Origin of the sequence: Sphingomonas yantingensis (assembly GCF_014199325.1) — a bacterium.
GTDB classification, from domain to species: domain Bacteria; phylum Pseudomonadota; class Alphaproteobacteria; order Sphingomonadales; family Sphingomonadaceae; genus Sphingomonas; species Sphingomonas yantingensis.
In genome coordinates, this window is record NZ_JACIJJ010000002.1 from 501,203 (window position 1) to 514,831 (window position 13,629).

9 protein-coding genes are annotated in these 13,629 nt (G+C 67.9%); 4 read left to right on the forward strand and 5 right to left on the reverse strand.

Annotated elements, in window-relative coordinates:
- Positions 1 to 49 precede the first annotated feature (49 nt).
- Positions 50 to 1,564, forward strand: a complete 1,515-nt coding sequence (locus tag FHR19_RS08605) for an acyl-CoA ligase (AMP-forming), exosortase A system-associated (protein WP_184026994.1) — start codon at positions 50 to 52, stop codon at positions 1,562 to 1,564.
- Positions 1,561 to 2,778: a pyridoxal-dependent decarboxylase, exosortase A system-associated gene (locus FHR19_RS08610; RefSeq protein ID WP_184026996.1), complete on the forward strand. Its 1,218-nt coding sequence runs from the start codon at positions 1,561 to 1,563 to the stop codon at positions 2,776 to 2,778. Before FHR19_RS08605 ends, FHR19_RS08610 begins: the two co-directional genes overlap by 4 nt.
- On the opposite strand, the gene FHR19_RS08615 is transcribed toward FHR19_RS08610, so the two are convergent.
- Together FHR19_RS08615 and FHR19_RS08620 are read right to left on the reverse strand one after the other, a co-directional pair.
- A complete protein-coding gene (locus tag FHR19_RS08615; protein WP_184026998.1) occupies positions 2,768 to 3,100 on the reverse strand; it encodes a hypothetical protein in 333 nt (110 codons plus the stop codon). The two genes, FHR19_RS08610 and FHR19_RS08615, sit on opposite strands and share 11 nt — an antisense overlap.
- A gap of 70 nt (positions 3,101 to 3,170) precedes the next feature.
- Entirely contained in the window at positions 3,171 to 5,018 is a 1,848-nt protein-coding gene (locus FHR19_RS08620) for an ATP-binding cassette domain-containing protein (RefSeq protein WP_184027000.1), read from the reverse strand.
- 218 nt (positions 5,019 to 5,236) lie between these two features.
- Between FHR19_RS08620 and recA the strand changes: the two genes are divergently transcribed.
- Together recA and FHR19_RS08630 are read left to right on the forward strand one after the other, a co-directional pair.
- Positions 5,237 to 6,310 carry a recombinase RecA gene (gene recA, locus FHR19_RS08625; protein WP_184027002.1) on the forward strand — a complete coding sequence of 358 codons (1,074 nt, stop codon included), beginning with the start codon at positions 5,237 to 5,239 and terminating at the stop codon, positions 6,308 to 6,310.
- Between the two features lie 703 nt (positions 6,311 to 7,013).
- On the forward strand, positions 7,014 to 7,676 hold the full coding sequence (locus FHR19_RS08630; protein WP_184027005.1) for a YoaK family protein: 663 nt from the start codon (positions 7,014 to 7,016) through the stop codon (positions 7,674 to 7,676).
- A gap of 113 nt (positions 7,677 to 7,789) precedes the next feature.
- Here FHR19_RS08630 and lpdA read toward each other — a convergent pair whose 3' ends face one another.
- The 3 genes from lpdA to FHR19_RS08645 all read right to left on the reverse strand — a co-directional run bounded on the left by lpdA (position 7,790) and on the right by FHR19_RS08645 (position 13,588).
- Positions 7,790 to 9,184: a dihydrolipoyl dehydrogenase gene (lpdA, locus tag FHR19_RS08635; RefSeq protein ID WP_184027007.1), complete on the reverse strand. Its 1,395-nt coding sequence runs from the start codon at positions 9,182 to 9,184 to the stop codon at positions 7,790 to 7,792.
- 141 nt (positions 9,185 to 9,325) lie between these two features.
- Positions 9,326 to 10,585 (reverse strand): 2-oxoglutarate dehydrogenase complex dihydrolipoyllysine-residue succinyltransferase, encoded by a 1,260-nt coding sequence (odhB, locus tag FHR19_RS08640; protein WP_184027009.1) that lies wholly within the window; start codon positions 10,583 to 10,585, stop codon positions 9,326 to 9,328.
- Between the two features lie 27 nt (positions 10,586 to 10,612).
- A complete protein-coding gene (locus FHR19_RS08645) occupies positions 10,613 to 13,588 on the reverse strand; it encodes a 2-oxoglutarate dehydrogenase E1 component (protein ID WP_184027669.1) in 2,976 nt (991 codons plus the stop codon).
- Positions 13,589 to 13,629: the final 41 nt, after the last annotated feature.

The window sequence follows — 13,629 nt, forward strand, 5'->3', positions numbered from 1 at the left end:
GGCCCCTCGTAATCGGCTTGTTTACCGTGCAGGCTTATGGCCAGCACCGATGAGCATCCCGTTAAACCCCGATCCGCGCCCGCTCGACCATCTGACGATGATGGGCGCGGCAGACGCGCCCGCGCTCAACGACAAGGGTGGCAGCTGGACCTATGCCGAGCTGGAGGGCGCGGTCGGTGCGGCGGCGGCGTGGCTGGCGGCAAAGGGCCTGTCGCCCGGCGACCGGGTGGCGAGCTGGCTTGCGAAGACGCGCGCGGCCTGTGTCTTGCCGCTGGCGGCGGTGCGGGCGGGGCTGGTGCATGTCCCGGTCAACCCGCTGCTGAAGCGTGCGCAGGTCGCGCACATCCTGTCCGATAGCGGCGCGCGGTTGCTGATCGCGGGTGGCCCGCGGCTGGCGACGCTGGAGGCGGGGGACGTCCTCGCAGCGTGCCGGACGATCGAGGAGAGCGAACTGCCGCTCGCGGGCGGCGGCCTTGCGCCATCGGATGCCAATCCGCAGGCGCTGGCCGCGATCCTCTATACCTCGGGCTCGACGGGGCGGCCCAAGGGGGTGATGCTGAGCCACGCCAACCTCTGGCTCGGCGCGATCAGCGTGGCGCATTATCTGGACGTGACGCCCGCCGACCGCGTGTTGGGGGTGCTGCCCTTGAGCTTCGACTATGGCCAGAACCAGCTGCTTTCGACCTGGGCGGCGGGGGGATCGGTGATCCCGCTCGACTATCTGACCGCGCGCGACGTCATCAAGGCAATCGACCGGTTCGAGGCGACGAGCCTTGCCGGCGTGCCGCCGCTCTGGGTGCAGCTGCTCGACGCCGACTGGCCGGCCGACACGGCGGCGCGGCTGAAGCGGCTCACCAATTCGGGCGGCGCGCTGACGCCGCGGCTGGTGCGGGGCTTGCGCGAGCGGTTCCCGGCGGCGCGACTGTTCCCGATGTACGGCCTGACCGAGGCGTTCCGGTCGACCTACCTCGATCCCGATCTGGTCGACGCGCACCCGGACTCGATCGGCCGCGCGATCCCCTTTGCCGAGGTGTCGGTGGTCCGCCCCGACGGCAGCCGCGCGGACGCCGACGAGCCGGGCGAACTCGTCCATGCCGGGCCGCTGGTCGCGCAAGGCTATTGGCAGGACCCGGAGCGGACGTCGATCCGCTTCAAGCCGGCGCCGGCCTTCTCCGCCTATCCGGGTATGGCGGTGTGGTCGGGGGATACCGTCGTTGCCGACCGCGAAGGGCTGCTCCGCTTCGTCGGGCGCGACGACGAGATGATAAAGTCGAGCGGCAACCGCATCAGCCCGACCGAGGTCGAGGAAGCGGTGCTGGCCGGCGGCGAGGCGGGAGAGGCCGTGGCGATGGGCGTGCCCGACGAGCGACTGGGACAGGCGATCGTCGTTGTCGTGAGCGCAAAGGGCGACGCCGTGGAGGTGGAGGCACGGCTGCGCAACCGGCTGAAGCGCGAGCTGCCCGGCTTCATGCAGCCGCATCGTTACGTGTGGCGTGAGGCGCTCCCGCGCAACGCCAATGGCAAGCTCGACCGATCGGGGCTGAAGGCGGAGGTGCTGTCATGAAGCCGATGGGGCCGATCCCGCCGCATTTCGCCGGGCGCGAGACGCTGACGATCGCGGGGCAGGACGCCGAGCACTGGATCGCCGAGGCCGGCGACACGCCGCTGTTCGTCTATGACATGGGCGAGGTGCGCGCGCGGCTAGCCCGGTTGCGCGCGGCGATGCCGGCGCGGCTCGACATTCACTATGCGATCAAGGCCAATCCGCACCCTCAGGTGCTGGCGGCGATCGCGCCGCTGGTCGACGGGTTCGACCTGGCCTCGGGCGGGGAACTGGTCAAGGCGCTGGCGGTCAAGGATGCCGCGCTCGTCAGCTTCGCCGGACCGGGCAAGCGCGACGACGAGCTCGAACTGGCGATCCGCGAGGGCGCGACGCTCAACCTCGAGTCCGAGGGGGAGGCGCGGCGGGCGCTGGCGATCGGCGAGCGGCTGGGCAAGCGACCACGGCTGGCGGTGCGGGTCAATCCCGACTTCGACCTCAAAGGGTCGGGAATGAAGATGGGCGGGAGGGCGTCGCCCTTCGGCGTCGATGCCGCTCGCGTGCCGGCGCTGGTGCGCGAGATCGTCGCCAGCGGCGCCGACTGGCGCGGTTTCCACATCTATGCCGGGTCGCAGGCGCTGTCGGCCGCGGCGATCATCGAGACGCAGGCCGCGACCGTGGCCCTCGCGCGAAGGCTGGCGGACGAGGCGGGGGCGGCGGCGCCACACGTCAATCTGGGCGGCGGCTTCGGCATCCCCTATTTCACGGGCGACGAGCCCGTCGATGTGGAGGCGGTCGGCGCGGCGCTGGCCGAAACGCTGGACCGCGACGGCGTGGGCGAGACGCAATATGCGATCGAACTCGGCCGCTGGATCGTGGGCGAATGCGGGGTTTACCTGACCCGCGTCGTCGACGTGAAGGAAAGCCAGGGCGAACGCTTCGTCGTTGTCGACGGGGGGATGCACCATCAACTCGCCGCCAGCGGCAATTTCGGGACGGTCGTGCGTCGCAATTACCCGATCGCGGTCGCGGGGCGGATGACGGGCGAGCTTGCCGAGGTTTCGGTGGTCGGCAGCCTCTGCACCCCGCTCGACCGGCTGGGCGACAAGGTGGGGTTGCCCCCGATCGAGGTCGGCGACGTGATCGCGGTGTTTCTCGCCGGGGCGTACGGGCTCACGGCGAGCCCAGGGCTGTTCCTGGGGCACCCGGCGGCACGGGAGCTGGTGGTCAACGCCTGAGCGTGCGGCCCGCCAGCCATAGGTGAAGCTGCTGGATCGCCAGCATCGTCACGCCGATGGCAACAAATGTCGGCAGGACCATGCCGGCCTGACCCGGCTTGGGTTCGAGGTGCCGGTCGGCCATCAGCAGACCGAAGAGAGCCAGGACAGCAATCGCGGGGATCAGCGCCAACCCGATCCGCCGCGGCGCCCACCAGTTCACCGCTCCGGAAAATCCCCATTGCATCGGGATCATCGGTGCAGGGGCAAATCGACTTTCCGCACGGACGGCCACCAAGACAAGCATTGCAGCGAGAAAAAGCGCGATGACGATTGAGGCCATGGCATGAGTCCGTCGTTCTGATCGCCCTTATTGTATCGCGGAAGCGCCCGGCCAGGAAGTGAGATCGGCCTCACCCCTTCCCCGACGCCCGCCGCCATGCCGCCTGTACCCGGTCGTTGAGCCCCATTACCGCATTGCCGCCGATCAGCCGCAGCCGCGGCTGCGGCTTGTCGTCGAGTTCCAGGCCCTGCGCCTGCATCGTCCACAGGCGGCGGAACTCGCCGTCCTCGCGCATCAGCAGGTGCTGCGGCGCGCCGTCCTCGACGATGCGGCCGCGCTCGACCACCAGCACGCGGTCGAACTCGGCGATGGTCGACAGCCGGTGCGCGACGGCGAGGACGGTGCGCCCGACCATCAGCCGCTCCAGCCCCGCCTGCACCGCCAGTTCCGATTCGGTGTCGAGGGCGCTGGTCGCCTCGTCGAGCAGCACGATCCGCGCGTCCTTCAGGAACGCGCGCGCGATGCCGATCCGCTGGCGCTGCCCGCCCGAGAGCGAGGTGCCGCGCTCGCCGACGATGCTGTCGTAACCTTGTGGAAGGTCGGCGATGAATTCGGCGCAGCCCGCCGCCTCCGCCGCACGCTGCACGTCGGCGTCGCTGGCGTCCGGGCGGGCAAAGCGGATATTCTCCATGACGCTGCGGTGGAAGAGCAGCACCTCCTGCGGCACCATCGCGATCGCCTGGTTGAGGCTTTCTTGCGTGACGCCCGCCGCCGGCTGACCATCGATCAGCACGCGACCCGCCTGCGCGTCGTAGAAGCGCTGGACGAGCTGGAGGATCGACGACTTGCCCGCGCCCGACGGGCCGACGATGCCGACCTTCTGCCCGGCAGGCACGTCGAAGCTCAGGTCGTGGAGGATCGGGCGTGCCTTGTCATAGCCGAAGCTCACTCCCTCGAACCGCACCGTGCCCGCGCCCGGCACCAGCGCGGGCGCATCGGGGGCATCGGTCAGCGTATGGGGCACGCCGACGATTTCCAGCGTCTCGTCCAGATAGCTGAACTGCTGGCTGGTATCGATCAGCGCCATGGCAAGGTCGCGCGCGCCGTGGAGCATCCGGAAGGTCAGTGTCGTGATGACGACGACGTCGCCCGTCGTCACCGCGCCCGCCGACCAGCGGCCGATCGCCCAGATCAGCGTCCCCGCGACCATCGCCGCCATCGCGATGTCGTAGAGCCCGCGCACCCGCTCGACGAAGAACCAGCCCTTGCGCTGTGCCTTCGCCTCGTCCTCTAGGATGCCGCCGAGGCGATCGAGCTCGCGCCGGCGCGCGGCAAAGGCCTTGAGCACCCAGATATTGCCGATCAGATCGACCAGCTCGCCGCCGACGACGCCCGCCTTCTGCGCGAAGGCGCGGTGGTGGACGTGGCCCTTCAGCCCATGCCGCACGAGTATCGCGGTGACGGCGAGGAAAATGAGGCCCAGCACCGCCGCCATCCGCGCATCGATCGTGAAGAAGATGATGAGCGCGCCTACGAAGGCGACGATCGGCGGCGTCACCTCCATCACCAGCCGGTGGACGAGCGCGCCGAAATTGCCCGCCAGCGACCCGATCCGGTGGCCGAGCGAGCCCGCGCGCTGCTGCTGAAAGAAGGGCATCTGGTGCCCGGTCAGATAGTCGAACATGTCGAGCCGGATCTGGATACCCGACTTGACGGTCAGGTGCCCAAGCAGGAACGCCGCCGCCCGCTGAAGCAGGCTTTCGGCGACGACCAGGCCGATGAACAGCGCGAGGCTGGCGTAGACGAGGTTGAGCGCCGACCGCATCGTCATGGCATCGACGAGCAGCTTCATCGCATATTGGGTGCCGATCGACCCCGCGCTTGCCGCCACGACGATCATGCCGAGGAGCAGAAAGCTCCACGGTCGCTCGGCCAGGTAATGCAGAAGGAACCGCGCGGGACTGTGGAGGAAGCGCACGGCGTTCGTTCCTTTGAGTATTCGCATGATGGTGCGATGCAGCATGAGCCAACACATGAAAGCGCTTTTGGGTGCATCGGGCCAAATGCGCGGGGAATCGTTACGCGGCCGGCGGCATACGGTTCCCGTTCCACTCTTGTTCTCATCGAACGAATCGGGTACAGGGAGATCAGCGCGTTGAACGCCGCGCGCGGTTGCTCTAGCGAGGAAAGCGGAAAATGGCAGCGCAGCTCAAGGTGATCGGGAACGACATGGCAACCGCGAATACGGACCGGCAGAAGGCGCTCGACGCCGCATTGGCGCAGATCGACCGGGCTTTCGGCAAGGGATCGGCGATGCGGCTGGGGCAGAAGGAGACGATGCAGGTCGAGGCGATCTCGACCGGGTCGCTCGGGCTCGACATCGCGCTCGGCGTTGGCGGTCTGCCGCGCGGTCGCGTGATCGAGGTCTATGGGCCGGAAAGCTCGGGCAAGACGACGCTGGCGCTGCACTGCATCGCCGAGGCGCAGAAGATGGGTGGCACAGCCGCGTTCGTCGATGCCGAGCACGCGCTTGACCCCGTCTATGCCAAGAAGCTGGGCGTCAACATCGACGAACTGATCGTCTCGCAGCCCGATACCGGCGAGCAGGCGTTGGAGATCGTCGACACGCTGGTCCGCTCGAACGCGATCGACGTGCTGGTGGTAGACTCGGTCGCCGCGCTGGTGCCGCGTGCGGAGATCGAGGGCGAGATGGGCGACAGCCATGTCGGCCTTCAGGCGCGCCTCATGTCGCAGTCGCTGCGCAAGCTGACGGGTTCGATCAGCCGCTCGCGATGCATGGTGATCTTCATCAACCAACTGCGCATGAAGATCGGCGTGATGTACGGCAACCCGGAGACGACGACGGGCGGCAATGCGCTCAAATTCTACGCCTCGGTCCGTCTCGACATCCGCCGCACCGGCGCGATCAAGGATCGCGACGAGGTGACGGGCAACTCGACGCGCGTGAAGGTGGTCAAGAACAAGGTCGCACCGCCGTTCAAGCAGGTCGAGTTCGACATCATGTACGGCGAGGGCATCTCGAAGATCGGCGAGATCCTCGACCTCGGCGTCAAGGCCGGGCTGGTCGAGAAATCGGGCGCATGGTTCAGCTATGACAGCATCCGCATCGGCCAGGGTCGCGAGAACTCCAAGAACTTCCTGCGCGAAAATCCCGAGATCACCCAGCGCCTCGAAGCCGCGATCCGTGCGCGGACCGCGCAGGTGGCCGACGAACTGATGGTCGGCGAGGGGCCGGACGACGACGTCTGATCCGCGGGCAAGCTGCCGATCGAACGACCCCGCTGCGAGAAATCGCGGCGGGGTTTTTCGTGATCCGCCGGTCCCACCGCAGCCGAATGGCAACGAACGCCCGCCACCGCATCTCGGACGACAGGAGGTTATACGTACCCGACCGGATGGTGGTGGCGACTTACCCCTCCCCCTTGCCGGATCGCGCGCGGATCACGTCGGCATCCGCCGCATTGCAGGGGCTTCGACGAGATCGCCGTCCCGACCCGAACGGCCGCGCGACGAAACCCTAAAGCGGCCCGCGGCGAGGCGTCCTCCGCACGCACGTCACCACGGCATCGGGGTCCCTAAGAAGTGGGCTTAGCGGTAATAGACTATGCGTTTCCGACAGCGCCGTCGGCACGAGCGCGGTGACCTCGCCATCCGGCGCAGGGCTGGGCATCCGCGCTGTGCGTCACGAGCAGCAGGCCGCGTCGATTGCTTCGCAGCGCTTGCCATGTGTGGAAGAGGTGCGACGATCACTACTCGCCCTCCCGGAGCCAGTTTGCCCCGGACGCGGCATCTATCGCTGTGTGCTCCGCAGCGCCTCTGAACCCGCCCGGGCGTGCCAACAGGCTGCAAGCGATGCTTGATTCCCGCCGCCGCACCGCGGCGCATGGTCTCTAGCTATTTCGAAATGGCTCCCACCCTTCAGCTCGAGCGCTGAAACTCCTAGATCGGGATCATGCACACGCGCCCGTTTCCCGTCCTTCCCGTCGCCGCGGCGATCGCTGCGCTGGCGGGGTTCGTCGATGCCTATGCCTTCATCCGCCTCGGCAATTTCTTCGTCTCTTTCATGAGCGGAAATGCGACGCGCGGCGGCGTGGTGCTGAGCGGTGGTTTCGGTGGGGGCGGGGGACTCGCCTTCTCGCTGGTGCTGGCGTTCCTGGCCGGCGTCATCTTGGCGAGTATCGTGTCGCGCCGGTTCGAGCGTGGGGCGGCGGCGGCGGTCATGGGGCTGACGACGCTGCTGATCGTCAGCGCGGCGCTGGCGACGATGGCATCGTCCCTGCTCGCGATGCCGCTGCTCGCCGCGGCGATGGGGGCGATGAACGGCGTGCTGCTGCGCGAGGAGGGGGGCGCGGTCGGGTTGACCTATATGACCGGCAACCTGGTCAAGCTGGGGCAGGGGCTGGCCGATGCGCTGATGGGAACGGCGCCGCCCTGGCGCTGGGTGCCGTATCTGCTGCTATGGCTCACCTTTGTCGGCGGTGCGGTGGGCGGGGCGATCGTCGAGCGAGCGCTGGGCGACTACACGCTTTGGTATGCTGCGCTGGTGGCGGCATGGCTCGCGCTGTTGCTGGCGGGGCGGGCGCGGCGAGTCTCACCCCCGTCACCCCGGACTTGATCCGGGGCCCGCTCCGTCTGCAATTTCCGACGGAAGAAAAAGAAAGAAGCGGGATCCTGGATCAAGTCCGGGATGACGTGGAAGGGGGGCGACATTCGCCGCCCCCCTAACGATCAGATGTGGATCGGCTTGCCGCGCACGGCCATCGCGGCTTCCTTCAGTGCCTCCGAATGCGTCGGGTGCGCGTGACAGGTATAGGCGATGTCCTCCGCCGTCGCGCCGAACTCCATCGCCTGCGTCGCCTGCGCGATCATCGTGCCGGCGAGCGAGGTGATGATCCAGACGCCGAGCACGCGGTCGGTTTCGGCATCCGAGATGACCTTCACGAAGCCGTCCGGCTCGTGGTTGGTCTTGGCGCGGCTGTTGCCCGCCATCGGGAACTTGCCGATCTTGACCTCGCCCTTCTCGCGCGCGGCCTCTTCGGTGAGGCCGATGCCGGCGATTTCGGGCATCGTGTAGACGACCGACGGGATCAGGTCGTGGTTCACAATGCCGGTCTGGCCGGCGATGTTCTCTGCGACCGCGATTCCCTCATCCTCGGCCTTGTGCGCGAGCATCGGGCCGGGCGTCACGTCGCCGATCGCCCAGATGCCGTCCACCTTGGTCGCAAAGTCGTGATCGACCTCGATCTGGTGCCGCTGGTTGAGCGCGACGCCTGCCGCCTCGAGGTTCAGCCCCTCGGTATTCGGGCGGCGGCCGATTGCGACGAGGACGTTGTCGGCCTCGATCGTCTCCGCCGCGCCGCCCTTGGCGGGCTCGACGGTGATCGTCGCCTTCGTCCCGTTGACGACGACGCCCGTCACCTTGGTACCCGTCTTGAACTCGATGCCCTGCTTTTTGAAGAGCTTGGCGCTCTCCTTTCGCACGTCGCCGTCGAAGCCGGGGAGGATCTGGTCGAGATACTCGATGACGGTGACCTTGGCGCCCAGCCGCTTCCAGACGCTGCCCAGTTCCAGCCCGATCACGCCGCCGCCGATGACGACGAGGTGTCCGGGGACGTGATCGAGCTCGAGTGCGCCGGTCGAATCGACGACCACCTTCTGGTCGACCTCCACGCCGGGCAGCGGCGTTACCGACGAGCCGGTGGCGATGACGATGTCGCGCGCGGTCACCTGCCGCTCGCCGACCTTGACCGTGGTCGAATCGACGAAGCTCGCGCGGCCCTTCAGCCACTCGACCTTGTTCTTCTTGAAGAGGTACTCGATCCCGCCGGTCAGGCCCTTCACCGCTTCCAGCCGCTGCGCGTGCATGGCGTCGAGGTCGAGGCTGACGCTGTCGAACTTGACGCCGAGCTTGGCGAGCGCGCCGCCCGCGGCCTCCTGATACAGTTCGGAGGCGTGGAGCAGTGCCTTGGACGGGATGCAGCCGACGTTGAGGCAGGTGCCGCCCAGCGTCTCGCGGCTCTCCGCGCAAGCAACGGAAAGACCGAGCTGCGCCGCCCGGATCGCCGCGACATAGCCGCCGGGGCCGGCACCGATCACCAGAACGTCGAAGTCGTATTCAGCCATTTTACTCACTCCGAAGCCTTGTCGGGCACCGTACCCCGGCGACGGCCGGGGTCCAGTCGGGGAACATGGGTGGGAGAGAGCAGGCCTTGTTACAACCGCCTTCCCAATCGGACCCCGGCTTTCGCCGGGGTACCGGGTTGCTTACAGATCGATCAGCAGACGCGTCGGGTCCTCGATTGCGTTCTTCAATGCGACGAGGAAGGTCACCGCCTCACGCCCGTCGATCAGGCGGTGGTCGTACGACAGCGCCAGATACATCATCGGGCGGACGACGACCTGGCCGTCGCGGACCACCGGACGGTCCTCGATGCGGTGGAGGCCGAGCACCGCCGACTGCGGCGGGTTGATGATCGGCGTCGACATGAGCGACCCGAACACGCCGCCGTTCGAGATGGTGAAGGTACCGCCCTTCATCTCGTCCATCTTGAGCGTGCCGTCCTTGGCGCGCTTGCCGAAGTCGCCGATCGTCTTCTCGATGCCGGCGACCGACAGGCTCTCGGCATTGCGGATGACGGGAACGACCAGGCCCTGCGGCGCGGACACCGCGACCGAGATGTCGGCATAGTCGCGATAGACGATCTCGTCGCCCTCGATGCTGGCGTTGACGGCGGGAATGTCGCGCAGCGCCATCGTCGCGGCCTTCACGAAGAAGCCCATGAAGCCGAGGCGGACGCCGTGCTTCTTCTCGAACAGGTCCTTGTACTTGGCGCGCGCCTCGATCACCGCGGTCATGTCGACGTCGTTGAACGTGGTGAGGAGCGCGGCGGTGTCCTGCGCGTCCTTCAGCCGCTTGGCGATCGTCTGGCGCAGGCGCGTCATGCGGACGCGCTCCTCGCGGCGGTTGTCGCCAGCGGCAGGCGCGGCGGCAGCGGCGGGCGCGGCGGCCGGGGCCGGCGCGGCAGCGGGCGCGCTCGACTTCGCCGAAGCGGCGGCGACCACGTCCTCCTTGGTGATGCGGCCGTCCTTGCCCGACCCCTTGATCGTCGCGGGGTCGACGCCGTGCTCGAGGATCGCGCGGCGAACCGAGGGCGACAGCGCGGCGGCGTCGACATGCTCGGCGGGGGCGGGCGCCTGCTGCGCGGCTTCGGCCGGGGCCGGGGCCGGGGCGGGCGTTGGCGCGGCGGCGGGGGCCGCCTCGGCCTTGGGCGCGGCGGCGGCGCCGTCGCCGGCCTCGATCGTGCCGATCATCGCGCCGACATTGACGGTGTCGCCGGGCTGCACCGCGTGCTGGCCCATCACGCCGGCGGCGGGGGCGGGCACTTCGACCGAGACCTTGTCAGTCTCGAGGCTGGCGACGGGTTCGTCGGCGGCGACCGCCTCACCCGGCTGCTTCAGCCATTCGCCGAGCGTCGCTTCGGTGATCGATTCGCCCAGCACGGGGACGAGGATTTCGGTGGCCATTTCGATACGTCCTTCTTCAGGCTTCGATCACGCCCCGGCCTTGCCGGACGCATTGTTGGTTTCGGACTGGCGGGTGCGACGGATTTCCTCGCGCACGCTGTGGCCGAGCGCGTCGGCGACGAGCGCACCCTGCTCGGCCTGGTGCCGCTTCATCAGGCCCGTGGCGGGCGAGGCGGAAGCGGCGCGGCCCGCATAGCGCGCGCGCTGTACCCGCGACCCGGCGGCGGCGAGCGATTCCTCGATCAGCGGCTCGACCAGGAACCAGGCGCCGTTGTTCTTCGGCTCTTCCTGCGCCCAGACCACGTCCTCGAGGTTGGGCATCCGCGACAGACGCGCCGCCAGCGGCTCGCCGGGGAACGGATAGAGTTGCTCGACGCGGATGATCTGCGTGGCGGTGTCGCCGGCGGCATCGCGCGCCTCGATCAGGTCGTACGCGACCTTGCCCGAGCAGAGCACCACGCGGCGCGTCGCCTCGTCCGCCGGAGCCGAGGGATCGGAGAGCAGCCGCTGGAAATGGCTGGTGCCGACAAAATCCTCCGCCTTCGACACCGCCATCTTGTGGCGGAGCAGCGACTTGGGCGTGAATACGACTAGGGGCTTGCGGAAGTTGCGGTGCATCTGCCGACGCAGCAGGTGGAAATAGTTGGCCGGCGTGGTGCAGTTCGCGACCTGCATATTGTCCTGCGCACACAACTGCAGGAAGCGTTCGAGCCGTGCCGACGAGTGCTCCGGCCCCTGGCCCTCATAGCCGTGCGGCAGCAGGAGGACGAGGCCGTTGGCGCGCAGCCACTTGGCTTCGCCCGACGCGATGAACTGGTCGATCATGATCTGCGCGCCGTTGGCGAAGTCGCCGAACTGCGCTTCCCACAGCACCAGCGTCTTGGGATCAGCGAGCGCGAAGCCGTATTCGAAACCGAGCACGCCATATTCGGACAGCGGGCTGTCGAGCACCTCGAACCGGCCGTGCGGGATCTCGGCGAGCGGCACGTAGCGGCGCTCGTCATTCTGGTCGACCCAGACGGCGTGACGCTGGCTGAACGTGCCGCGGCCCGAATCCTGGCCCGACAGGCGGACGCCGTACCCCTCGGACAGGAGCGAGCCAAACGCCAGCGCCTCGCCCGTCGCCCAGTCGAAGCCGGTGCCCGACCGGAACATCTCGCGCTTGGCATCGAGGACGCGGCCGAGCGTCTTGTGAAGCTCGTACCCCTCGGGCGCCTCGGTCAGCGTGCGGCCGAGCGAGTCGAACAGCTTCTGCTCGATGCCGGTGTCGACGCTGCGGCGCGTCGTCTCGGCATCGACGGGCGCGTGCAGGCCCGACCAGCGACCGGCGAACCAGTCGGCCTTGTTGGGCTTGTACCCCTTGGCGCCGTCGAAGGATTCTTCCAGCGTCTGGGTGAAGCTGTCGATCTTGGCCTTGACGAAGCCGTCGTCGATGACGCCCTCGGCCACCAGCCGCTTGCCGTAGATCTCGCTGACCGGCGGATGCTGGCGGATCGACTTGTACATGATCGGCTGAGTGAAGCTCGGCTCGTCACCCTCGTTGTGGCCGAAGCGGCGATAGCACCACATGTCGATGACGACATCGCGCTTGAACGTCTGGCGGAACTCGGTCGCGACCTTGCAGGCGAAGGTGACGGCTTCGGGATCGTCGCCGTTGACGTGCAGGATCGGCGCCTGGACGCCCTTGGCGACGTCCGACGGATAGGGCGACGAACGCGCGAATTGCGGGCTGGTCGTAAAGCCGATCTGGTTGTTGATGACGAAATGGACGCAGCCGCCGGTATTGTACCCGCGAATGCCCGAAAAGCCGAGGCATTCCCAGACGATGCCCTGGCCCGCGAACGCCGCGTCGCCGTGGATCAGCACGGGCAGCACCTGCTCGTGCTTGTCGAGGTCCTGGCGGAAGGTCTGCTGCGCGCGCACCTTACCCAGAACCACGGGGTTCACCGCCTCGAGATGGCTGGGGTTCGCAACCAGCGACATGTGGACGTTGACGCCATCGAACTCACGATCGGTCGAGGTGCCGAGATGGTACTTCACGTCGCCCGAGCCGCCGATATCGTCGGGGTTGGCCGAGCCGCCCGCGAACTCGTGAAAGATCACGCGATAGGGCTTGGCCATCACGTTGGCGAGGACGTTGAGCCGGCCGCGATGCGCCATGCCATAGACGATCTCGCGCACGCCCGTCGCGCCGCCATATTTGATGACCGCTTCGAGCGCGGGGATCATCGATTCGCCGCCGTCGAGGCCGAAGCGCTTGGTGCCGACATACTTGCGGCCGAGGAACTTCTCCCACTGCTCGGCCTCGATCACCTTGGACAGGATCGCCTTCTTGCCCTCGGTGGTGAACTCGATCGCCTTGTCCTGGCCTTCCATCCGGTCCTGAAGGAAGCGGCGCTCCTCCACGTCGGCGATGTGCATGTATTCGAGGCCGACATTGCCGCAGTAATTCTTGCGCAGCGTGTCGACGACCTGGCGGATCGTCGCGGTCTCGAAGCCGAGCGCGCCGCCGAGGTACACGGGGCGGTCGATCTCGCTGTCGTGGAAGCCGTGATATTCGGTCTTCAAATCCTCGGGCATCTCGCGCTTGGAGAGGCCGAGCGGATCGAGATTGGCGGCCAGGTGCCCGCGCACGCGATAAGTGCGGATGAGCATCATCGCGCGGATCGAATCCTGCGCGGCGCGCTGGATATCGGCGGTCGAGGGGGCAGGGGCCGCAGCCTTGGCTGCGGGGGCCGGCGCGCCGCCGCCCTTGGCCGGCTTGGGCGCGGGCTCCATCTGGGTCGGGTCGAGCGCGGCGGTCAGTGCGTCGGTGTCGCTGAGCGGCCAGTTCTTGCGCGCCCAGCTGGGGCCGGTCACCACATTCTCGAGCCCGTCGAAGAAGGCGCGCCAGCCATCCTCGACCGAGGCCGGATCGGCCTTGTACCGGGCATAGAGCGTATCGATGAACGCCGGGCTGACGCCGCCCGCCACATCCGCGAAATCCTGACCTTCGTAACCCATCATGCACCTCGACCCCGCTCGATCGAGACGGGACTGTCAGT